General features: G+C 49.4%; 27 protein-coding genes and 1 other annotated feature. Of the genes, 16 read left to right on the forward strand and 11 right to left on the reverse strand.

Annotated elements, in window-relative coordinates:
• Positions 1-11: 11 nt before the first annotated feature.
• Positions 12-1,442: an amino acid permease gene (locus DW091_RS03945; protein ID WP_118517445.1), complete on the reverse strand. Its 1,431-nt coding sequence runs from the start codon at positions 1,440-1,442 to the stop codon at positions 12-14.
• A 489-nt stretch (positions 1,443-1,931) separates the two neighbouring features.
• Between DW091_RS03945 and DW091_RS20010 the strand changes: the two genes are divergently transcribed.
• From DW091_RS20010 to DW091_RS20800, 7 genes are all read left to right on the forward strand, one after another.
• Complete coding sequence (locus DW091_RS20010; protein ID WP_158577818.1) at positions 1,932-2,090, forward strand: hypothetical protein; 159 nt, start codon at positions 1,932-1,934, stop codon at positions 2,088-2,090.
• 262 nt (positions 2,091-2,352) lie between these two features.
• A complete protein-coding gene (locus DW091_RS03955; protein ID WP_074617698.1) occupies positions 2,353-2,559 on the forward strand; it encodes a hypothetical protein in 207 nt (68 codons plus the stop codon).
• 44 nt (positions 2,560-2,603) lie between these two features.
• Positions 2,604-3,758: an AI-2E family transporter gene (locus DW091_RS03960; protein WP_118517447.1), complete on the forward strand. Its 1,155-nt coding sequence runs from the start codon at positions 2,604-2,606 to the stop codon at positions 3,756-3,758.
• Between the two features lie 58 nt (positions 3,759-3,816).
• Positions 3,817-4,248: a hypothetical protein gene (locus DW091_RS20480; RefSeq protein ID WP_224168736.1), complete on the forward strand. Its 432-nt coding sequence runs from the start codon at positions 3,817-3,819 to the stop codon at positions 4,246-4,248.
• 241 nt (positions 4,249-4,489) lie between these two features.
• Positions 4,490-4,612, forward strand: a complete 123-nt coding sequence (locus tag DW091_RS20790; RefSeq protein ID WP_317985594.1) for a hypothetical protein — start codon at positions 4,490-4,492, stop codon at positions 4,610-4,612.
• 6 nt (positions 4,613-4,618) lie between these two features.
• Positions 4,619-4,969, forward strand: coding sequence for a hypothetical protein (locus tag DW091_RS20795; RefSeq protein ID WP_243281447.1), 351 nt, complete (start codon positions 4,619-4,621; stop codon positions 4,967-4,969).
• Between the two features lie 228 nt (positions 4,970-5,197).
• Positions 5,198-5,479: an FGGY-family carbohydrate kinase gene (locus tag DW091_RS20800; protein ID WP_347561009.1), complete on the forward strand. Its 282-nt coding sequence runs from the start codon at positions 5,198-5,200 to the stop codon at positions 5,477-5,479.
• Positions 5,480-5,621: 142 nt separating this feature from the next.
• Here the strand turns inward: DW091_RS20800 and DW091_RS03980 are convergent, their stop codons facing one another.
• Together DW091_RS03980 and DW091_RS03985 are read right to left on the reverse strand one after the other, a co-directional pair.
• On the reverse strand, positions 5,622-6,488 hold the full coding sequence (locus tag DW091_RS03980; protein ID WP_058695312.1) for a DegV family protein: 867 nt from the start codon (positions 6,486-6,488) through the stop codon (positions 5,622-5,624).
• Positions 6,489-6,498: 10 nt separating this feature from the next.
• Entirely contained in the window at positions 6,499-6,969 is a 471-nt protein-coding gene (locus DW091_RS03985) for a MarR family transcriptional regulator (RefSeq protein ID WP_058695311.1), read from the reverse strand.
• Between the two features lie 215 nt (positions 6,970-7,184).
• Here DW091_RS03985 and DW091_RS03990 point away from each other — a divergent pair, with 215 nt between their 5' ends.
• The 4 genes from DW091_RS03990 to DW091_RS04005 all read left to right on the forward strand — a co-directional run bounded on the left by DW091_RS03990 (position 7,185) and on the right by DW091_RS04005 (position 9,926).
• The gene (locus DW091_RS03990) at positions 7,185-8,354 is read left to right on the forward strand and encodes a VanZ family protein (protein ID WP_118517448.1); all 1,170 of its coding nucleotides are present in this window, start codon (positions 7,185-7,187) and stop codon (positions 8,352-8,354) included.
• 55 nt (positions 8,355-8,409) lie between these two features.
• Positions 8,410-8,775, forward strand: coding sequence for a hypothetical protein (locus tag DW091_RS03995; protein WP_074617700.1), 366 nt, complete (start codon positions 8,410-8,412; stop codon positions 8,773-8,775).
• 111 nt (positions 8,776-8,886) lie between these two features.
• On the forward strand, positions 8,887-9,405 hold the full coding sequence (locus tag DW091_RS04000) for a hypothetical protein (RefSeq protein ID WP_118517449.1): 519 nt from the start codon (positions 8,887-8,889) through the stop codon (positions 9,403-9,405).
• A complete protein-coding gene (locus DW091_RS04005; RefSeq protein WP_118517450.1) occupies positions 9,402-9,926 on the forward strand; it encodes a DNA topology modulation protein FlaR in 525 nt (174 codons plus the stop codon). The genes DW091_RS04000 and DW091_RS04005 overlap by 4 nt, the downstream gene beginning before the upstream one ends.
• Positions 9,927-10,073: 147 nt before the next feature.
• Here the strand turns inward: DW091_RS04005 and bcp are convergent, their stop codons facing one another.
• Positions 10,074-10,538 carry a thioredoxin-dependent thiol peroxidase gene (gene bcp / locus DW091_RS04010; protein ID WP_058695306.1) on the reverse strand — a complete coding sequence of 155 codons (465 nt, stop codon included), beginning with the start codon at positions 10,536-10,538 and terminating at the stop codon, positions 10,074-10,076.
• A 202-nt stretch (positions 10,539-10,740) separates the two neighbouring features.
• Between bcp and DW091_RS04015 the strand changes: the two genes are divergently transcribed.
• Both DW091_RS04015 and DW091_RS04020 read left to right on the forward strand, forming a co-directional pair.
• The gene (locus DW091_RS04015; protein WP_118517451.1) at positions 10,741-11,403 is read left to right on the forward strand and encodes a MarR family transcriptional regulator; all 663 of its coding nucleotides are present in this window, start codon (positions 10,741-10,743) and stop codon (positions 11,401-11,403) included.
• Positions 11,404-11,604: 201 nt separating this feature from the next.
• Positions 11,605-12,306: a toll/interleukin-1 receptor domain-containing protein gene (locus DW091_RS04020; protein ID WP_118517452.1), complete on the forward strand. Its 702-nt coding sequence runs from the start codon at positions 11,605-11,607 to the stop codon at positions 12,304-12,306.
• Positions 12,307-12,352: 46 nt separating this feature from the next.
• On the opposite strand, the gene DW091_RS04025 is transcribed toward DW091_RS04020, so the two are convergent.
• Together DW091_RS04025 and DW091_RS04030 are read right to left on the reverse strand one after the other, a co-directional pair.
• Positions 12,353-13,174, reverse strand: coding sequence for a MerR family transcriptional regulator (locus DW091_RS04025; protein ID WP_158577821.1), 822 nt, complete (start codon positions 13,172-13,174; stop codon positions 12,353-12,355).
• Positions 13,175-13,266: 92 nt separating this feature from the next.
• Positions 13,267-14,013 carry an AAA family ATPase gene (locus DW091_RS04030; protein ID WP_118517454.1) on the reverse strand — a complete coding sequence of 249 codons (747 nt, stop codon included), beginning with the start codon at positions 14,011-14,013 and terminating at the stop codon, positions 13,267-13,269.
• A 336-nt stretch (positions 14,014-14,349) separates the two neighbouring features.
• On the opposite strand from DW091_RS04030, the gene DW091_RS04035 reads away from it, so the two are divergent.
• Complete coding sequence (locus tag DW091_RS04035; RefSeq protein WP_074617708.1) at positions 14,350-16,026, forward strand: Na/Pi cotransporter family protein; 1,677 nt, start codon at positions 14,350-14,352, stop codon at positions 16,024-16,026.
• Positions 16,027-16,034: 8 nt separating this feature from the next.
• Positions 16,035-17,126: a sporulation integral membrane protein YtvI gene (gene ytvI / locus DW091_RS04040; RefSeq protein ID WP_118517455.1), complete on the forward strand. Its 1,092-nt coding sequence runs from the start codon at positions 16,035-16,037 to the stop codon at positions 17,124-17,126.
• Between the two features lie 69 nt (positions 17,127-17,195).
• On the opposite strand, the gene DW091_RS04045 is transcribed toward ytvI, so the two are convergent.
• The 4 genes from DW091_RS04045 to DW091_RS04060 are packed head-to-tail and all read right to left on the reverse strand — an operon-like array spanning position 17,196 to position 19,172.
• Positions 17,196-17,561 carry an MmcQ/YjbR family DNA-binding protein gene (locus DW091_RS04045; protein ID WP_118517456.1) on the reverse strand — a complete coding sequence of 122 codons (366 nt, stop codon included), beginning with the start codon at positions 17,559-17,561 and terminating at the stop codon, positions 17,196-17,198.
• A complete protein-coding gene (locus DW091_RS04050) occupies positions 17,554-18,042 on the reverse strand; it encodes a VOC family protein (protein WP_118517457.1) in 489 nt (162 codons plus the stop codon). Before DW091_RS04050 ends, DW091_RS04045 begins: the two co-directional genes overlap by 8 nt.
• 22 nt (positions 18,043-18,064) lie before the next feature.
• Positions 18,065-18,313: a helix-hairpin-helix domain-containing protein gene (locus DW091_RS04055; protein ID WP_118517458.1), complete on the reverse strand. Its 249-nt coding sequence runs from the start codon at positions 18,311-18,313 to the stop codon at positions 18,065-18,067.
• 31 nt (positions 18,314-18,344) lie between these two features.
• Positions 18,345-19,172, reverse strand: a complete 828-nt coding sequence (locus DW091_RS04060) for a helix-turn-helix transcriptional regulator (RefSeq protein ID WP_074617712.1) — start codon at positions 19,170-19,172, stop codon at positions 18,345-18,347.
• 148 nt (positions 19,173-19,320) lie between these two features.
• On the opposite strand from DW091_RS04060, the gene DW091_RS04065 reads away from it, so the two are divergent.
• Positions 19,321-20,115: a MerR family transcriptional regulator gene (locus DW091_RS04065; protein WP_118517459.1), complete on the forward strand. Its 795-nt coding sequence runs from the start codon at positions 19,321-19,323 to the stop codon at positions 20,113-20,115.
• Between the two features lie 60 nt (positions 20,116-20,175).
• Here DW091_RS04065 and DW091_RS04070 read toward each other — a convergent pair whose 3' ends face one another.
• Positions 20,176-20,514 carry a cupin domain-containing protein gene (locus DW091_RS04070; RefSeq protein ID WP_090415267.1) on the reverse strand — a complete coding sequence of 113 codons (339 nt, stop codon included), beginning with the start codon at positions 20,512-20,514 and terminating at the stop codon, positions 20,176-20,178.
• A gap of 122 nt (positions 20,515-20,636) precedes the next feature.
• Positions 20,637-20,891: a binding site (T-box leader), on the forward strand.
• Positions 20,892-20,989: the final 98 nt, after the last annotated feature.

The following is a 20,989-nucleotide window of genomic DNA, read 5'->3' on the forward strand; positions in this document are numbered from 1 at the left end:
ACCTCCTTGTTTTACGACAGATCCCTGGCGTTCTGATGTTTTGCGATGTAGGGCATGATAAAGCCCAGCAGAACCAGCACAACCGGGGTCAGAATGTTTAAGATCAGCTCAAAGGGCTCGTTGGAATAGATGCCGCCAATGCAGGCAATGGCGGTGACGATAAAGCACCAGGCGCCAAAAATGATGCCGACGGTTTTATTCTTGACAAAGTGATAGGCTGACGGGAACGCATTGCTGGCTTTTTTCAGGGCGATATAGGCCACAAACACCCACAGATACCGCAGCGGCATACAGACCGAGTTCACCTTGACCAGCCATCGGACCAGCTCGTCTACGCTGCCAATGCCAAAGGCCGGCACCACAATGAGAATCCCCACAATGACTAAGACCATTTTATGGCCCTTAGTGTAGGCGCCGTACTTGTTCTGGACAAACAGCGATTTGGGGATGTACTCCTTATCCGCGCTGCCCAGTAAAATGCACAGCGGTGCATCAATGGAGAGGATCATGACCGTAAACTGACTGATGGCGTTGGTGAGGGCAAAGGCGATGACAAAAACGTTGCCCACGTGGTAGTATTCGCCAAGAGTGGCAAAGGCATAGTAAGCGCCGTTGGTCATCAGGTCTTTGGGGATATTGTTCGAGTCAAACATCATGCCCATAGCAATCGTACCCAAAATGGCGCAGACGCAAACCATGACCGCCAGGGCGATCATCCCGGTCGAGAAATCCTTTGACGGGTTTTTCATCCGGTTGACATAGGGGGACAGCTTTTCGCAGCCGCCAACGGCAAAAATGAGGATGGACAGGCCGGTGAAAAATTTCAAATCAAAGGTGGGCATAAAGGTCTGGAGCGACCAGTCGATCTGAAGGGTTTTGGCGCCGGTGATGGCCGGAGCGGCCATCATAAGCAGAATGTAGAGGATGGACATGACAAAGGAGGCCATACCAGCCACAGAGGCTAATTTCTTGAGGATGCTGAGCCCTCTGGAGGCCAGTGCCAGAGCGACCAGGAAAATGGCCAGCCCGGCAAACTGCATGACAAGGGGGTTCATGTCGCTGATGCGTGAGTCCTGGAAGATGGCCCAGCTGCTCGCGATCATCACCGAGTTTGGCTTCTGGGAAATGTAGGGCATGTGCACTACCCAGTAAGTCCAGCCTGCGTAGTAGGCCATGCGCGGCCCAATGGTCTGCATGATCCAAGAGCTCACGCCGCCCTCAGCGTCTTTGAAGGCAGACCCCAGCTCCCCAACCATGAGGGCGTAAGGCACAAAATACAGGGCGAAAATGATGATCCAGGCCACAATGGCCTTTAAACCATTGTATTCCGAAAAGCCGTTGATGACATTCCCGAAGCCCCAGACAGCTGTGAAGGCCATGAGTGCTAGGGTATACCAGCTCATTCTTTTTTCAACAGGTTGCGTGTTGAGTTGATTTTTCATAAAGAATACTCCTTTTTATGCAGTTATATAACCTGGGTTCCTTGTCTATTATGCAAGACCTGAAGGAAAAGGTCAAGAAAAAAGTCGAAAATAAGCGATAAAGGATCGAAGCGGCCAGAGTTTCGCAAATTTGGGGAACATTTAAAGATCTTGGCTTGTTATAATATACAATTGACCAACTGTGTTCAGAAAATAAAAGGGAACACCTTTTAATGAAAAAGAAAAATTTACTTAAGGCCAATATCCTTATCTGCGGTGTGACCGCAGCGGCATTTTTGGTAATTATGGTGCTCAGCGGATACGTAGGCTAGCAGCCTTGATAAATAGTGGTTAGGTCAGCGACGCTTTGGAAACGCAATGGCTAGCCACTGCTGTGGGACTGCTGCTCATGGTGCTGGTACTTGATCATTGGGGTGCTCGCGTACGCACTAAACACCTGCAACTGCCAAGTCATAACCCTGGTACAGAAATAGGCCAGAGTACCAAAGTGTGTTTGAGAAAGCCACCAAGGAGCTTTATGAGGATATTTATGAGCTCAATGTGACCAGGAATTGGCTGACCAACCGCGCGACAGAGGATTACTTTGAGAGTCTGGGTATTCCTGACGGCGCGCCATTCAGCGAAACCCTGGCCTTGGTTGCTGAATGATGGGCGCTACTACTGGATGTGCATCACTGGCCGGATCGTGAGGTGGGAGAGTAATAGAACCTTGCACATGCTCACCTACCGCTGAAATAACCGGCCTACTGAACAAAATCTGCCTCTCTAGCGGCAAAGCGCTGGCATATCTCTGCCAGTTTGGGTGTGACCTTTGCCAGCGCCCGGGGCAATGACTACAGCAATTTATATAAAATAGCAGAAAGGGCTCTGTACGCCACAAAGGCATGTGGAAAAAACGGTTTCACATTTAATGAATAGGAGCGTGAAGGTTCCCACCCCAGTTGGATTACCGCTTGACGAGATGGTCTCTGAGCTGGTGAAACAAATAAAGGTGTTGCGGCGCTCCCCGGAGTTCGTAGACATCGAATATGCTTATCAGCAGTTTGACTATGTAGAGACCTGGCGCTCAAGGGAAGAAAGAGGCTTTGGAAACGTTGATTTAAAAGCGCAAGTATGATAAAGTATTCATAAAATACAACAGATTTTAGACTGGAGGAATCTATGGAATTAAGCAAAAAAACAGTTCGTACGATCATCGGCCTTATTGTGCTTACCCTGTTACTCTCAGCGGGGTTGCAGAATTTTGGATCGGTGTGGAAGACTTTTGATTTTGTAATTGGTTTGATCTTTCCCTTTATTCTAGGGGCGTGTATGGCCTTTCTTTTAAATATTCCTATGAGTGTTATCGAACACCATCTCTTTAGTGAAAAGCGGGTGAAAGGGCTTAAAATGCACAAGATGGTGCGGCCCTTAAGCCTGGTACTGGCGCTTCTGCTGGTGTTTCTGATCATCATGGTAGTGATCTTTATCATTGTGCCCGAAATTGCCAATACGGTCGGCATTCTGGCAAACAGCGTGCCGGGCTTTGTGAAGCAGGTGGAAGAATGGGCTGCCAGTTTGGCAGGGAGCTATCCGGATATTGCCAGACAGATCAGCGAGATAACCATCGACTGGACGAATTTCGGTTCGGAAATTGTCGATTTCCTGCAAAAGGGCCTCATGAGCTTTGTGGGTTCTACTTTTAATGTGGCCAGCAGCATCGCAAGCGGGGTGGTTAACTTTTCTTTGGGATTCATCTTTGCCCTGTATGTACTTTTGCAGAAAGAAAAGCTAGGCTCACAGTTCAGAAAGCTTTTCTATGCCTATCTGCCGGAAAGGGTAACGGATAAGCTTTTAAAGATATGCCGCCTGTCCAATAGCACCTTTAGCAGCTTTGTGACCGGCCAGTGCACCGAATCGGTGATCCTAGGCGCTATGTTTGTGGTGGTCATGCTGATCTTTAGGATGCCCTACGCGCTGATGATCGGCGTGCTCATCGGCTTCTTGTCCTTGATTCCAATTTTTGGAGCTTTTATCGGCTGCTTCGTGGGAACGTTTTTGATCCTCATGGTAAACCCCATGCAGGCGTTCTGGTTTATCATCATTTTCCTGATCATCCAGCAGATAGAAGGAAACCTGATCTACCCCCATGTGGTGGGCGGCTCGGTAGGGCTGCCATCCATCTGGGTTCTGGTGGCGGTCACCATCGGCGGCGGCGCCATGGGCATTACGGGGATGATCATCACCATTCCGCTGTGCTCGGTCTGTTACATGCTCCTGCGTGAGGCCACCGGAAAGCGTCTGAGCAAGCGCCAGATTCCCAAAGAAAATATGTGAGCGCAGACGAGGCCGCGTTTCTTGCAGAAGAAGAGCATTTGGATGAAATGTAAAATAAATGTCCCTTGGATTTAACAATTCCCGTTTTTTAAAAGGTCACCGGAGTACTAAAATAAAGACAGTTAAAGCAAATGATTCGTGGAACGGCATCCCCAAGGAAGCTGTATCCATCGTGCCCCGGTCCCACAAGGTTGGCCGGTTTTTTTTGCCCGTCTTCACTCGATGTTCAACTCAATCGTCGGATGCGTATGCCCCCTATGGCCTCACCATCGCCTACGGAGAGAACATAGTGCAGAACGGCGTGAGAATCAGCTTAAACACAGCAGTGCTTGGTATAAAAATCGAAAACGTAGCTATCACCGCTGTGGAGACGAACCGGGGGACGCTGTATCTGGCGCTTGTCTGGGGACCGTTTTTATTACATTCATCCTCGAAAGGGGGACGAACTCGATTCTGGATAAAAAGGACGGGGGTCTGCTCTCTGGCATAACCGCCATCAAGATACTGGCAAAGAACGCTTCCCACACCAATGGCGGCGGCATTCTGTACACCGTTCACGATAACCTACTGGTAGGCCCCAATGCGGTAGAAACTTGGGAGGTGGAAGCTCCTGGACCTCCGGGGCTACGAAGAGATGTGAAGCGCCTGTTTCTAGGCTTTACCGACGTCGAGGAAGGTTTTTCTAAAAATGTAGCGAAAAATATCCGGCGGATCACCCACCGTTACGGGGCATGGGTCTAACCTTCTACGTGGTCAAAAGCTGGGAAAAGGGACGCGTTAATGCCCCCTATCTACGGGACACTATGCTGGACTTCGGCGTGATGACCGATACTCTGGAATGCTCTGTCAACTGATCCAATATGGGCAAAGTCCATAAAGAGGTGCACGCCGCGTGCCACGTTCTGCCAAATACCATTGTCATCACGCATATGTCTCACTGCTATCCAGAGGGTGCCAACCTGTGCTTTATCTTCATCATAAGAATGACCAACGCCGAGGACACTGGCTTAGCCGAAGGAATGCCCCTCATTGCCTCCATCTCTGACAAGGACTGCGAGGTGTTGGAAATGTGCTGCACCACCAGAGAAAAGGCCGCCATCGGCCTGGGCACCACAGCCATGATTACATTTATTACCCATCGTTATTTGGAACACGAGCGGTTCAGCCCACCCTATCCCTCCATTATCCCGGGGAATTCCCCCAAAGATTAAGAATTTTCGGGGCTATTGGCTCATCTCCTGGTTTTAGAAGGAGTTTGCCGAAAAGGAGGTGCGCTAGGCCAGAGAGAGGGGCGTCCCTGCCGAGGAACTGCTGAATCGGCGCTTTAAGGAAATACTGGCCGGATGTGAGGGCCTGCTGTTCCAGCCCTATTTTACCCCAATGTCACTAGGCCCACCGCCTGGGGCGCTGTCATTGGCTTTTCAAATTGCGATACCTGTATTCATATTTACAGAGCTATTATCGAAGGCATAAACTTTGCGTTCATGGAGAGAATGCGCCTCATGAAAAGAGGGGCGAATCACCGCTTTGAGGAAACCTACTGGGGGGGGGGATCCCAGAGCGATGAGATCTGCCAGATTACAGCCGATATGTTTGGCATCCCTTCTGTTTGCACCCAACCCCACGAGGTAGCAGGCATTGGCGCCTTTAAGGACTACCATAAGGCTGTGTCTGCTATGGCACACAAAAAGGATGGTTTCATCCCAGATATGGAGCAGTAAAAAATATATACCAAGTTCTATAAAGAAGTGTTGAAAATATCTACGGTTGTCTGTCAGGGCTCTATAGCAAGCTGCACGAAATTTACCACCAAAAATAAAAAAAACGAAAAAATAAGATACGGCGTATTGCCGCATCTTATTTTTAATCATTTTCTCCCAACACCAATATTCCGGCACCCAATAGGTTAGGGCCGACATGAGTGCCCAAGGTACAGTCGACCTCGCCCTCATACAGATTTTCAAAATCCGGCAGTACTCGGGTGTAGTGAACTTTAACTGCGTCCATCTCATCTGGGCAGCCGCCGTTTGCGACCATGAGGATATAGCGCGCCCCCCCTGGAACATGGGATTTCGCAAGGTCAATCATTTTCTGGATAGATTTCCGACGTCCACGCACCTTAGCCACGCTCATCAGCTGACCGTCATTGCTGAAAGTGATGATGGGCTTCACATTAAGCAGTGTGCCGGTCATGGCTGTAATCAGGCCGATTCGGCCGCCCTTTTGCAGATACTCTAGGGTGTCAATGCTGAAAAAGACCTTAGTGTTGGCGATGAGGCGCGGAAGGATAGTCTTGATTTCTTCAAAGCTTCGGCCCTCCTTGATGAGCTCCGCAGTGTGAACGGCGATGGCGCCAGTGCCTAGGCTTCCGCTCAGGGTATCCACCGCGTGCACGCTCAGGCCTTCAAATTCCCTTCCAATCAGCCGCACGAGATTAAAGGTACCGCTCAGTCCGCTGGAAAAAATAATGGCGAAAACCTTGCGGTAGCCCTTGTCGTAAATTTTCTGAAAAAGTGTACGCACCTCCTCGGGAGAGGGAAGAGAGGTCTTTGGGATTTCTGACGGTAGTCTGTCATAGACCTGGGCGGCTGTGATGTCCACCCCATCAGTATAGGCTTTGTCGCTGAAGATGATTTTTAGCGGCAGAATGTGTAAGTCATGCTTTTTTATTAATGTCTTTGGAATATCCGCGCAGGAATCCGTCAGCACGGCAATTTTTTCTCTATTCATCTGCATACTCCTATTTTTTACTATTCTGGTTGGCTTCGTGCATGCGCGCAAGCAAGGCCTCAATGGTGTCCATTCCGGTTTGCAGGGTCTCAAAATCCTCAGGCGGGGTATTTTCCATTACCTGAGCATAGCGGCTTTGGATCACCTGATCGATTTCCTTTAGTGTTTCCTGTCCCTTCTCCGTCAGAGAGACAAGGACGACTCGCTCATCATTTTTATCCCTGAAGCGGTTCAAAAAGCCGGCTTGGGCCAGTTTTTTACACATGTTGGAAACATTCGCCTTGTTGAGCTTCAGAGTATCGGCTAGGGCGCCGATGGTGATGGTGTTCGCGTGCTTGACCTCTGTCAGGACACGGCTTTGCAGAATTGTCAGCCCATTATCGCTCAGCACGTCGGCGAACAGGGCATCAATTTCAGTGGTCACATGCCTCACATAGTCGATTAAAATATCCGCGAATTTCAAGACCTGATCAATATACATGGCAAAGGCCGCCTTTCATTTGTTGTAGTCTAAAATATGTTTACAGTACATATATTATAGTTTAAAGTTAAATTTGTCAATAAAAAGATTCGCAGGCGTTTTCACAGGGTATAAAAATAAGATTCTATGCAATTTTTTAAGAAACTATGCTATACTAAGCAGGATAACCGATAAAATTGAAAAAAATGCTAAAAAGTAAAAAAGGGGTGATTTAATTGCTGAGTGCATACACACTTCCCATAAAATTTGCCTGTCTGGTGTTTCCGGTCCTGGCAGCGTTTTTTACCATTCCCTACGCCGTCTATCAATACCGGAAATACGGTTCGCTGCTGGTGCTTAGAGTTGTGATCGTCTATTCGTTTATTCTATATATGACCTGCGCCTATTTTCTGACCATGCTGCCGCTGCCGCCCATCGCGGAGGTCGCCCGCTATACCAGCTCTACCATGGATCTGGTGCCCTTTCATGCCTGGACAAACTTCTGGGAAAACACCACCCTGGTCCTCTCAGACCCCAGCACCTATCTCAAGGCAATGAAAGAGCAGTGTTTTTACGAGCCCTTTTTCAATATCCTGCTGTTGGCGCCCCTGGGCGTCTACCTGCGGTATTATTTCAGGCGAAGCTGGTGGCAGGCCATCCTCATCGGTTTTCTGGTGAGCCTGTCCTTTGAGCTGATCCAGCTGAGCGCCCTGTTTGGGATATATCCAAGGCCCTACCGCCTGTTTCAGGTGGATGACCTGATCAACAACACCTTCGGCGCTCTGGTGGGTTTCTGGATCACACCGGTTTTCAGCTTTTTTTTGCCCTCGCGGGACCGGCTGGACGAGGTATCCTACAAGCGGGGACGCACCGTTACCTATATGCGGCGGGGCTTTGCCTTTCTCTTTGACTGGGCCATTCTCACTGGGGTTCTGCACCTTGCCGGGCGGGTGCTTGGCAGCCCGACCTTAAGCGATATGCTGGCAATGGACGGCAAACGCTCGGTGGTGCTTTACATCATTGTCATTGTCCTGTATTTCATTCTGTTACCGTGGATGACCCGGGGAAGGACCGTCGGAAAATTTTTGGTTGGTATCCGGCTCATGTCCGAAAATAAACGCCCGGCAAAGCTTTTCCAGTACATCCTGCGCTACGGCCTTCAGTATCTCCTGGTCATACCAGCCCCCTTTATCGCCATGAAGGTCTATGAGCTCCTGCCCCTGTACACCGGGATCGCCCATACCATCCTCATGGTGATCGCCCTGGCCTTTGGTTTGGTCTTTGCTGTTTTCATCGTTCAGCTGCTCATCTCTGTCTTTACCCGTGAGACTCAGATTGTTTACGAGTCTCTGAGCCATACGATCAATGTGAGCACTGTGCGAAATGGGCGGCGGAGAAGGCAGTAGCGTTAATGACATCCATATTACTAAAAGCAACCGCATTTATTCTAGGGAGAGCGCAATGGATACTGTCACCAAGATTATGCTGAATATTACCCTGACGTCAGCCATTGTGACAGGATTCTGCGTTTCTGAGAAAAGCGGCACACTCTTTACCCTGATGCTGTTTGGGTTTTTTTGCAATGTGGGGATGTATCTTGTGGGCTTTGTGATCAGTATACGCAAAGGTAGGGCAAAAAAGGCGCTGTATACCCTGAATATGCCGGGGGATAATTACACTCAGGCTGTTCTATTTCTACCTGCCGCTGCGGCAAGTACTGGTCATTTTGCTCTTTTTGCCGATCACAGTACTGTCGCCGGTATTTACAGAAAAATGCGGGAGGTGACGCGGGCCTTTCCAGCTTTGCGGGCTCGGTGTCTATTTTGATCAGCATTGTGATTATGGTAACGCTGATTGCGTCCATGCATATCGGCTAAGGACAGAGGTCTTGCTTTATGCTATAATTAAGATACAAAATTTTACAGAGGAGAATCGACGATGCGAGAAAAGAGCGTTTCATTTTTATGCACACTGCTGGTTTTGATGGCCTGCTTTTGCGTATCGGTTTTTGCCGAGGAGGCCATCACCGTGACGACGAGCCCGGCCGATACCATTACCGATACCTCCGCTATTTTGAGAGGGGTATATTATACCGATGGTGCAGACATTACCGAACGCGGCTTTGCCTATAAACCAGCTGAAACCGGCGATGAAGACTATAAAACCGTGGTAATGCATGGCGACAACAGCGTCACCAAGTTCGGCTATACGCTGGATACGCTGATTCCGGATATGGCCTACACCGCTATGGCCTATGTCAAGACCGAATCGGGCGTCCATTATGGCCCGGAAATTGAGTTCCGCACTCTGGCGGCGCCTGCCAAGCCCAGCGAAGCGGCCGGGAAAACACCGGAAACTGGGATAGTGGAAGATGCCCTGACAGCTGCGATGCCCATGCTGCTGATGCTGTCCATGGCGCTGTCCTTCATGGTGTTGTTTAAGAATAAAGCACGATGAAAATCGCAGTGATTGGTTACAGCGGATCAGGCAAGTCGACGCTTGCTAAACATCTGGGGGAGGAGACCGGGTATCCCGTGCTCCATCTGGATAAGGTCAACTTCCTTCCAGGCTGGCAGGAGCGGGACCGCGCAGAAGCGAGGGCGATGGTCACAGCCTTTATGGCTCAGGACGACTGGATTATCGACGGCAACTACGGTGATCTCCACTGTGGACTTCGCATGGCTACGGCGGATAAGATCATGATGCTCTGCCTGCCGAGGCGGGTCTGCTTTCCGAGAGCCTATCTGCGCTACCTCAAATCCAGGAACCAGGTCCGGGAGAGCATGGCGGAGGGCTGTGAGGAAAAATTTGACTATGCCTTCGCCAAGTGGATTTTAAAAGACGGGCGCAGTAAACGCCACAGGGACTGGTATCGCAGTCTTCAGAAAGCCTACCCCGAAAAGGTTCTTTTCTGCCAGAACAGCCGGGATGTCAGAAAACTGCTTGAAAGCGGGAAAATATGGCAGTCTGAGTGTTGAGACAGCATCGCAACAGCGAAGCTGTCTCTTGTTTTTTTGATGGCGGCACCCTTGTCCAGATACAGGCTGAACACTGTCCCATCTCGCTTAAAAAACAGATAAAGGCAGCCTGGACTATAAATAATCCTAAAGGCTGCCTTTAGTTGATTATGCCTTGCCCTTTAAATGCTCCAGAATCTGGTCGGCGTTTTCGGCGGGCTTGACTTTTTCATAAACCTTTTCGATCATACCAGCTTCGTCAATGATGTAGGTGGTGCGCACAATGCCCATATAGGTTTTGCCGTACATTTTCTTTTCCTTCCATACATCATAGGCCTGGATAACCTCGGTTTTCGGGTCGGAGAGCAGCAGAAAGGGCAACTCATACTTCGAGGCAAAATTGGTGTGCGAGCGGGTGCTGTCCTTGCTGACGCCAATGACAACTGCGCCCAGAGCCTCAAATTCAGAATACGCGTCCCGGAAAGTGCAGGCCTGGGTGGTGCAGCCCTTTGTATTGTCCTTGGGATAAAAATAAAGAATAACCTTTTTTCCTTTAAAATCAGAAAGGCTGACCGGATGGTTGTCTTTATCAGGCAGTGTGAAATCCGGGGCCTTGGTACCTTGCTGTAACATCATTTGCTCCTTTTCTTACTTTTCTTAATAGGATACCCTTATTTTACACTTTGGAACGGTGCCATGCAACAAAACTTTAAAAAAATTAATAAGGTACCTTGACAAATATGTGAAAAGGGTGTAAAATTTAATCATAAGGTACCTGAATAAAAGAAGCGGCGGCGGAACGCCCCCGCTTCACGAATCGAAAGGGAGATAAAAAATGAACGAACTCAATGAAAAATTAATGGAACAGTTCAGAAAATACCAGGTTTTAATGCACCAGGGAATGCGTCGCTTTGCGCCGAGAGGGCCAAAGGAAGACCCACACCACGGACAGGGAAAAGTGCTTGTGATGCTGGCTGAAAATGACGGCGTCAGCCAGAAGCTGCTGACTGAGCAGTCCGGCATACGCCCGGCGTCTCTGAGCGAGCTGATCATCAAGCTTGAACGGAACGGGCTGGTGGAACGCCACAGAAATGAAGAGGACAAGCGAAACAGGAACGTTTATCTGACAGAGGATGGAAGAGCGCTGGCAGAAACCATCAAAAGCCGAAAGGATGAATCCGCAGATTTTCTTTTTGATGTCTTATCGGAAGAAGAAAAAGAAACCCTCACGGTGCTTTTCGATAAGCTGATCACCTCATTGGAAGATAAAGTAGCGGATATGGATGAAGAAATGCCACCGCTTGCCCCGCCGCATCCTCATTTACCGCACGGAGGTCCTCATGGACCTCATCATGAGCACTTTGGCGGCCCGCACGGTCCTCATCACGGACCCGGCCCCCATGATCCAGAGCATCCGCAGCCTCCGCGCCATCCAGAAGCAGAGGAAGAGGATAAAATTGTACTGGATGTTCTTAATGAAGAACAAGAAGAGGAATAATTCGATATGATTTACCCGGTTTTGTATGCGAATGGGGCAACAAAACCGGGATTTTTTTGTCAAAATATATCTGCAAATCTATTTTACAAAAGGAAATGAATCCGATATAATTGATTTACAAGAAACGTAAACCATTGCAACGGCACCGGATATTTTGTTTTAACAAAATTCAAGCGATTTTATTTTGAAATGAGGTACGAGATGTTTACAGCGTTTAACTTAACAATGGATGAAAAAGAGATGGACCGGCTGGAAAAGGGAGCGCCATGCTCAGATGCGGATGAAAGTGTGAATCAGGCGAAAGTTGTGGAGGAACTGAAAAAATACCTCGGAATGGGGGCCGCTTTTGACGGCGAGGCTCTGCTTTCTGAGTGGTTTCCAGAGTTCAAATTCCAGGTGTTTTTATCCCATGCTCTGGCAGATGGGCCTTTGGCATCCAGGCTTGAGCGCTGGCTTCAGAAAGAGCTGGGAGTTTCAGTCTTTGTGGATTCGTGGATCTGGCAGGCAGCAGACGAGCTGGTAGCCGGGGGATTTGCGCCCGGCCATGTCTACCCTGTCCTGAACATGGCATTGGGTAAGATGATCGCCCAGTGTGAGTGTGTGATTTTCCTGAACCCATATCATTCGCTGAAGAAGGAGGGAGCTGTTGAAGAAACACCGTGGATTTACACAGAACTTCAGACAGCCCGCATGACGCGGAAGAAAAAGCCGGAGCGCTTTAAGAAATTTCATTTTGCCGTCACGCTCGGCACCCAGTTAAAAATAGAGTTTGATCCACAGCTGCCTAATTTATTGCTTTTAAGCGCGGAGGATCTCGAAAAATGGTGCAGCCAGCAGCATATTGTCTCAGAGGATGTCTATCATTTAGACTTGCTCTATCTTCAAAAGCAAATTATTATCTAACTTTAAAACGCCATCTGACGAATTTCTCCGTCAGATGGCGTTTCGCTTATTTGGCGGCAATGGGGAAGCAGCATTCTGTTACCCATTTTTCAGGCTCGCTGGTATCGCCAGGCCCCACATGGTAGACATTGAACATGGTGCCGTTGGTTCGGTAGCCGTTTTCCTCAATCCACCTCATGGCTGTGATGTTGACATCGGTGATCTGGTCATAGGCTCCAGTGAAAGTGACGCTTGCCACCAGGCGTGCGGGCAGTTTTTTAAAAAAGACGTGCCCGGTATCCTGGTAGCTGCCAATGACAGACACCTGAACTTCTACATCCGGGTTGGCTTCATTGTATTCTGCATCGTGGTAGGTCGCGGTGCTGAAGGGCGGGGTGGCGAACTTGGGATGCTGAGGTGCGATTTCAGCGTGCAGCTTTTCCCAGAGTCGGCCTTCTTCAGTGTAGGTACTCAGGGTATCACGCAGGCTTGCAACCTGACAGGAGGGTAATTCTTTTGCAACAACGATATAATTTTTCATGATTTCTTCCTTTCTGCGAAGCCTTTCGCCAGCGGCTTTCAGCTGCCAGAGCTGAACCTGCAGTTTTTCAGCTTCCTTCAGCTTCTTCTGGTAGCAGGCTTCAATGTGCGTTTCAAGAGCCTGGGAAGTGCTGCTGCTTTTAAGAATTTCACCGATGGCTGTCAGGCTCAGGCCCATGCGCTGCAGAGAGACAATGGTGCTGACAGTCGTCAGCTGAGAAGCTGTGTAGTAACGGTAGCCGGTAAAGGGGTCAACCCGTTCTGGAAGCAGAAGCCCCATCTCCTCAAAATGGCGCAGCATTCGGACGCTGACGTGGCAAAGTTTAGAAAATTCTCCAATTTTCAGCATATTCCCATCTCCTTTCAAAGTTGGTTTTCTTGAGCTCATCCTTAGTATAATCCCTCACATAATGGCAGAGTCAAGGAAGAAAATAAAGTTTTTCAGTCCAGTAAATAGTGCAGCAACCGTTCAGGGTCATCGAGGAACATTTTGGTCAGGCAATAGGGCTCGGTATCCCTGTAGGCGGTCAGGGACAGACGGCCATCGGGGGATAAAATATAAATATCTGCATCGGGGCAGGCCAGCAGAATGGGAGAGTGGGTCGCGACAATAAACTGGGAGCCGTCCCGTGCCAGGTTGTGGATCAGGGATAAAAGCGTCATCTGGCGTGAGGCGGACAGGGCAGCCTCGGGCTCGTCTAGAATATAAAGTCCCTTGCCGCGAAAGCGGCTCTGGACCAGTGTCAGAAAGCTTTCGCCGTGGGACTGGGCATGAAGAGAGAGACCGCCGTAGCTTTTGTACAGGCCAGTCCCTCCGGGTTCATTCTCCATCCGGTCAATTTCTGCCGCAACATTGTAAAAGCTCTCAGCTCTCAGAAAGAAATTGTCTTTGGGAAGGGCGAGGCCCTTGGTCAGATTGATGAACTGGTACAGGGCAGAGTGGGTATCGTGGGAATGAAAATCAAAATTCTTTGACCCGCCCTCTGGGTTAAAGCCATACCTCACCGCTAGCGCCTCCAGCAGGGTAGATTTGCCGGTACCGTTTTCGCCGCAGAAAAAAGTGACGTTCTTTTCAAAGAAAAAGGGCTCAAGCTGCTGAATGACTGGCAGGTCGGAAAGATAGCTCTGAGTGTAGGCCGGATCGTTCCGGTCAATGGAAAAGCTACTGAGATAAAGGGTGCTGAACATTGGATACCTCCTCGATGTATCGGTTGTCTTTATTGTACCAGTTAAAGGACAAAAAGCAAAACCAGAATGTCGCGGTCCTCTTATATGAATGTCAAGCGTGAATTGTTAAATGTTTGTTAAATATTCGGCAGTCTATTGTGTTTTGGCAGTCACTCTTTTATAATGACATCAACAGATTGTTTGGAGAAATGATGATGAACAATGCCGTTGTTGCCCTTGTCTTTATAGACAATATCCGCATTGAGAATAGGTGAGACGCAGCCTGTACCCTCAGGGATACGGGGTGTGTCTTTTTGCGTGACGGTGGTTCATCTGGTAGGAGGAAAGTGAAAAGTTATGGGTGTTACTGATGTTTTGGGTTTACTCGGAGGGTTAGCCCTGTTTCTGTACGGAATGCAGATGATGAGCTCGGGTCTTGAAGCGGCTGCGGGCAATCGTATGAAGCAGATACTGGAGCGGCTGACCGCCAACCGATTTCTGGGAGTGGCCGTTGGGGCGGCCATCACGGCGGTCATTCAATCTTCATCCGCCACAACCGTCATGGTTGTTGGCTTTGTGAACTCAGGGATGATGACTCTGATTCAGGCGGTCTGGATCATTATGGGGGCCAATATTGGTACGACGATTACGGGCCAGCTCATCGCGCTCGATGTGGGGGCGCTGGCGCCGCTGTTCGCTTTTTGCGGCGTAGCATTGGTGGTTTTTACCAAAAAGGTTAAGCTGCACCACTGGGGCCTGATTGTCGCCGGACTGGGGATTTTGTTCATCGGTATGGATATGATGAGCACAGCGATGATGCCGCTTCGTGACTCACCGGCCTTTGTCAATCTGATGACCCGGTTTTCGAACCCGGCCCTCGGGATTCTGGCAGGGGCTGTTTTTACCGCTGCGATTCAGTCTTCATCCGCTTCAGTCGGAATTTTGCAGGCGCTGGCCGTCAGCGGCGTAATCGGCCTGCCAAGTGCGGTGTATGTGCTGTTTGGACAGAATATCGGGACCTGTATTACCGCAGTGCTGGCGTCCATTGGCACCAGCCGCAACGCCAAGCGGACCACAGTCATCCATTTACTGTTTAACATCATTGGAACGGTTGTTTTTACAGTCATTTGCATGCTGACGCCACTCACGGCCTTTGTCGAGTCCCTGTCTCCGGCAAATCCAGCAGCCCAGATCGCCAATATGCACACACTGTTCAATATTGCGACAACGCTGATGCTGCTGCCCTTTGGCACGCTCCTGGCAAAGGCGGCGATCAGAATTCTGCCCGAGCGCCCTTCAGAAAAAAGCGGCGAGCACCAGCTTTTATACATCAAGCCTGTTGAGGCTTCGTTGGAATACCAGATGGGTACCTCTGCCATTATCGTGAACGGTGTGTGGCGTGAACTGCGGCGCATGGCGAAAATGGTCACAGAGAACTTGGAACAGGCATTTCAAGGGGTTTTGGAAAAGAGCAGCCGCTATACAAAGGATGTGGCAAAATCAGAAGAGTATGTCAATTATCTGAATACCGAGATCTCCAGGTACATTTCGCATGTCATAACCTATGAGCTCAATGAAAAAGATGGGGTTCTGGTTTCCGCGTTTTTCAAAATCTGCGGCAGCCTTGAGCGCGTGGGGGACCATGCGGTCAATATCAGTGAACAGGCCAGGCTTTTGGAGGAAAAACATATCGGATTTACAGAGGAGGCCCAGGAAGAAATGCGGTCGCTTCAGCAGGTCAGCATCGGCGTGCTGGACTCACTCAGCCGGCTGGAGGCCATTACTGAAAAGAGGCTGACTGAAATTGCCGACTATGAACAGAGAATGGATGATTTGACACTTGATTACCAGAGAAACCAGATTGCCCGGATGCGAAAAGGCCTCTGTTCAGACGAAGCCTGTGTGATTTATTCCGAAATACTTATGGATATTGAGAGCATCGGCGATCATATCCTGAGCATCGGCGAGGTGCTGGTACAGGCCAGCGCCTCCAAAACAACGGTCGATATGGAACAGGAAGCTTATGCGAGGTAAGGATTAATATGGAAACTGAAAAACGGCGGGCTTTTATCATTAATTTTATGTATTTTGCCATTCTTGCGCTTCTGTGCTTTGCGGTACTCAAATATGCCATGCCGTTGCTGACTCCTTTTATCATCGGCTTTGCTCTGGCCTGTCTGCTGAAAGGACCAATCCGCCTGTTGTCCGGAAAACTGCGCTTGAACAGGAAAATATCGGCGATTGTGGTGGTGCTTGTCTTTTACGGTACCATCGGCACGCTCATTTCACTCCTCGGGGTTAAGGCATTTGCGGCTTCCAGAGAGCTGATTTTTAATCTGCCCCAGATTTATGCCCTCCATGTGGAGCCAGTGCTCATGGGGATTTTTGAGGGGGTAGAGCAGTCGGTGCTCAGGATGGATCCCACTCTGGTAGCAGCCTTTGAGGAGATGTTTAACCGTCTGGTGCAGTCTCTGGGGCAGATGGTTTCCAGCCTGTCCATGGGGGCTATGGGCACCGTATCGGATATTGCGTCTTCGCTGCCCGGGCTTTTTATCAAGCTGCTGTTACTCATTATTTCCACCTTTTTTATCGCCATCGACTATGACCGTCTGACAGGCTTTGTCATGCACCAGTTAAATGGAAAGACCAGGACAGTTTTTGTTCAGATCAAGGAATACGTGGTGGGAACACTCTTTGTGTGTATCCGCTCCTATGCGCTCATCATGAGCATTACCTTTGTTGAGCTCGTCATTGGCCTGACCCTCATCGGTGTCGACAATGCTCTGATCATCGCCTTTGTCATTGCGGTGTTCGATATTCTTCCGGTACTGGGCACAGGTGGTATCATGATCCCCTGGACGGTGATCACAGCCCTGCAGGGGAACTATCCGCTGGCATTGGGGCTGCTGCTGGTCTATCTGGTGGTCACAGTGGTGCGAAACATTATTGAACCGAAAATCGTGGGAAGCCAGATCGGCCTTCATCCGGTGATTACGTTGGCCAGCATGTTTGTGGGTCTGCAGCTTTTTGGCGTTGTAGGGCTTTTCGGTTTTCCGATCGTGCTCTCACTGCTGTGCCATCTGAATGAAACGGGCACCATCCACCTGTTTAAGCCAGTGGAGGATACCCGGTAGGTTAAACGGATTGCTTTAGAGATTAAAAAGGAGAGGCTGCGGCAAAATGCCGCAGCCTCTTCTTTTTCTTTAAGCTTCGATGATTTCGTGCTGTACTTTTCTGGGAAGGTTTTTGAGGACAGTCTCGTAGGCGCTGTCGAGCATTTTTCGGACCGTGCTCTCTGGTACGCCGCCTTCGAGGTAGAGCGTGTTCCAGTGAACTTTATTCATATAATAACCGGGAATAACCGCATCGGGATAGGCAGCCCGGAGGGCCAGACCCTCCTCAGGCGGCAGCTTCATCGTGACGATGGGATCACCGGTTTTATGCTCCCCCATATAGGCGAACATTTTTCCATGAAGCAGATATTTCATCGCCTTCCATTCGGCCTGCCAGACCTTCTCGACACCCTTTTTATCCAGACAATAGGGGTCGATCCATGAAGCGTTATTCATTTATTTCCTCCGCCAGCTCTTTGGCCAGGAATTGGACATAGGGAAGCGGGCACATGGTGCGCTCAGCGGTCGTCTCAATGCTTAACCCCTGGGATAAAAACCGCTTGATCACCAATGAGAGAGGCTCTCCAACCTCGATGATGTGGTGATCAGGGTCATAAAAGCGGATCACCCGCTGTCCCCACGCCTGGGTAAACATTGGCCGTACCAGCGTGGCGCCCCAGCTTTCCAGAACCTTGAGAAATCCGTCCAGATCATCCTCTTCAAAGTACAGCTCCTTATCATTGCCGCCAAAGCAGACAGCGTTTTCCGGTTTGTCGATGAATTCCAGCCAGGTTTCCTTTGTCTGGAGAGCCACGCCACAGTCATAGCTGACATTGACTCCCAGATCCATGGCAACTTTGAGCCCCAGAAGCTTTTCATAAAAAGCGCGGGATTTTTCCATATCGGATACGACAAGCATGAATGCATTATATTTCATATAATCTCCTTTACCGGTGGTGTCAATCTTTCCAGTTCCACCATTTTAGTTTTTCAGGGTCATGCTCGGTATTCTCAGCGAAGTAAACCGCCAGCCGGTAAACATAGAGAACACATCGGTCCAGCTGCTCAACCCTTTGCCGGCATTCTCTGCGATACATCGTCTCAGGGTCTGCCCCCTTCAGCGAATCGACCGTGCTGTAGCCAAGCTCCAGAAGATGCCTCTCCATATTTGGTCCAACGCCGGGAATGGTTTGTAAATCACTTTTCACGAGCGTCACCTCCTTGTTCTGTTACTATAAACTAAAACTTGTAGGATTCATTGTAAAAATCCGACATGTGAGCATAGTATTTTGTCGGTGATATACCGCAGACCGCCTTGAAATCATGGTTGAAATGCGATTGATCATAGTAGCCCAGCGTATGCGCGAGCTTTGTGAAAGCGATGGGATCTTTTTCCATGCGCTGCATGGCGAGGTTGATGCGGGTCAGCCGGGTAAAGGTTTTATAGCGCATTCCCAGAGCTTCTGTTATGAGACGCTGGAGGTGGCGTTCGGAATACCCGATTTTTTCAGCTGCGGTGCTGACCGTGGCCTGGCAACTGACATGCTTCAGAATGGGCGAAAGGGGCCGGGGGTTGCCGGGCATTTCCGCTAAGGCGGTCAGAAGCAGTGTGTCAATCGCATTGCTGAGGTAAGCCACCCTTTGGCTTTGCTCAAAGGCATTCTTTATCCCAATGCTCAGGGAAGGACACACGAGCTCAAGCGGTTCCCTGCGGTCTGTAAAATCCTTGAGGTTCAGCCCCAGAAGCCGATTTGCGCCGCCGGGAAGGAACTCGATAAAAAAACGCAGTGGGATGTTTTCAGCATCGCCGAAAACCACCACCGTTTTGGTGGTAGGGCCCCAGAAACAGCCGGACAGGGCTCTGCCGTCATAAGAAAAGACAACACAGCCGCTGGCATCGGGAATCAGCGTCAGCTTTTCAGGAAGGTGGCTTTTGGGCTGTGCTCCCTGAGCGCAAAAGGTGTAATGCGCGATATAAGGCCTTAGTAGTAGATGAGGCGCGATGTAGAGATGTGTGGGGGTGTGGGCCAGAATGGATAATTCCGGCCGTTTTTCAGGCTGCTGCATGGTGTTCCTCCTGTTGTAGTGAGTCCATTATACCTGAAATAACTTAAGTGTTCGATGATAAAATAAAAAATGGCTTGACCTTGTCATCATGTCAAGGTATAAACTACAGATGAACCGGTTCAGAAAATGAATGACACAGGAGGTAAGGATGTTCACCATTGGAGAATTTTCAAAGCTGGGGCGTATTTCACCGCGTATGCTCCGGTATTATGACGCCATGGGGTTGCTTCGGCCCACCCGTATTGGTGAAAATGGCTACCGTTATTACGAAGCCGCGCAGCTGGAAACCCTGGCGGAGATCGAGACACTGAAGGACTACGGCTTCGCCCTGTCTGAAATCGGCGAGCTGCTCACGCTGTCCGGGCAGGAGCTGGCTGTAAGACTCCACCGCAGGCGGTTGGCGGCCTATGATGAAATATATACCCTCAGAAAAAAGCTCCGTCAGATGGAGGACGCCATGATGAAAATGGAAAAATGCAATTTGTTAAAGGACCAGTATCACGTTATTGTAATGGAAACACCAGCGCAGCGGGTTTACGGTATCCGCCGGAAAATTAACATCAGTGAAACCGGAGACCTGTTTGATGATCTGTATAAAAAAGTCAATGAGCTGGGGCTTACGCGCTGCGGCGCAGCGCAGCAGGTTTATCTGGGTGAGGAATTCAGCTATGAAAGTATGGATGTCGAGGCTCAGGTAGAGGTAAGCGGTGAACACCCGGATGTTAAAGTCATACCGGCGCGCCTGTGTGTTGCCACTACCCATATCGGCCCCTTTGAGGGCCTGCACAACGCTTATGACGCAATCTGCTCGTGGCTGACCGAGCACCCGGAATACAAAGTAACCGGCCCCTCGGTCGAACGCTACCTGAAGGATGTGGATATGGTTAAAGATGAGGAGGAGCTGGAAACAGGGATTTTATTTCCAGTACAAAAGCTGCAGTAAGCAAAAAGAGAAGATGCGGTGTTTCGCCGCATCTTCTCTCTGAACGTTCTTCTGGGCTCTCTATACTTCAATTTTATCGGCATGGTCCATCCAGGGGCTGGTGGTAACCACAAAACGAACCGTTTCAGTGCCCTTATTTTCAAGACGATGGATTTCTCCCGGCTCCAAATGAATAAAATCACCAGCCGAGTAGGTGCTTTCGACATCATTTACGGTCATGGAGACAGTCCCTTCCAGTATATAAAAGTTTTCTTCCATAATCTCATGGTAATGGGGAGACACCACATTGCCAGGTAGCAGCTTGACAATACCAAAATTTGAGGTCGGACCCATCATCAGGTATTTTGGCCCGTGATCGCCGTGACGGTACGCTTTTTCGTCTTCGTGAAGTGTGAACATAATCATTTTCCTTTCCGGTGGAGTGGTTCTATTATAAACCATAAAACCGGGAACGGCAAATAAGCCTAAATTTAGCTTGACAGAAGCTTGGATTTATTATAGAATAGCACCAATCCAGAATAATCAAAACGACGAACGAGAGAAGTAGGTAATGACGGGTGTATCCAGAGAGCCGCGGCAGGTGGAAATGCGGCAGCACAGAAATTACTGAATGGACTTGGGAGTGCGGTCTGAAACCATGAGGGAGTAGGCGCCGACGGGAGCCCCATCCGTTATCAGCGGGGTGCATATGATGGTATGTAAAATGAGTGGGTGTGCTGTAAGGCAGTGCATCAATTTGGGTGGTATCGCAGAAGTTACAGACTTTTGTCCCTTAGTATGGGACAAAAGTCTTTTTTGATTATTTGGGCAAAATTAACATATATAAAGCCTGCAAATAAAAAGTCAAGGAGAAAATGAAAAAAGATAATACTGA

This window comes from Eubacterium sp. AM05-23 (assembly GCF_003477535.1).
GTDB lineage: Bacteria > Bacillota > Clostridia > Eubacteriales > Eubacteriaceae > Eubacterium > Eubacterium maltosivorans.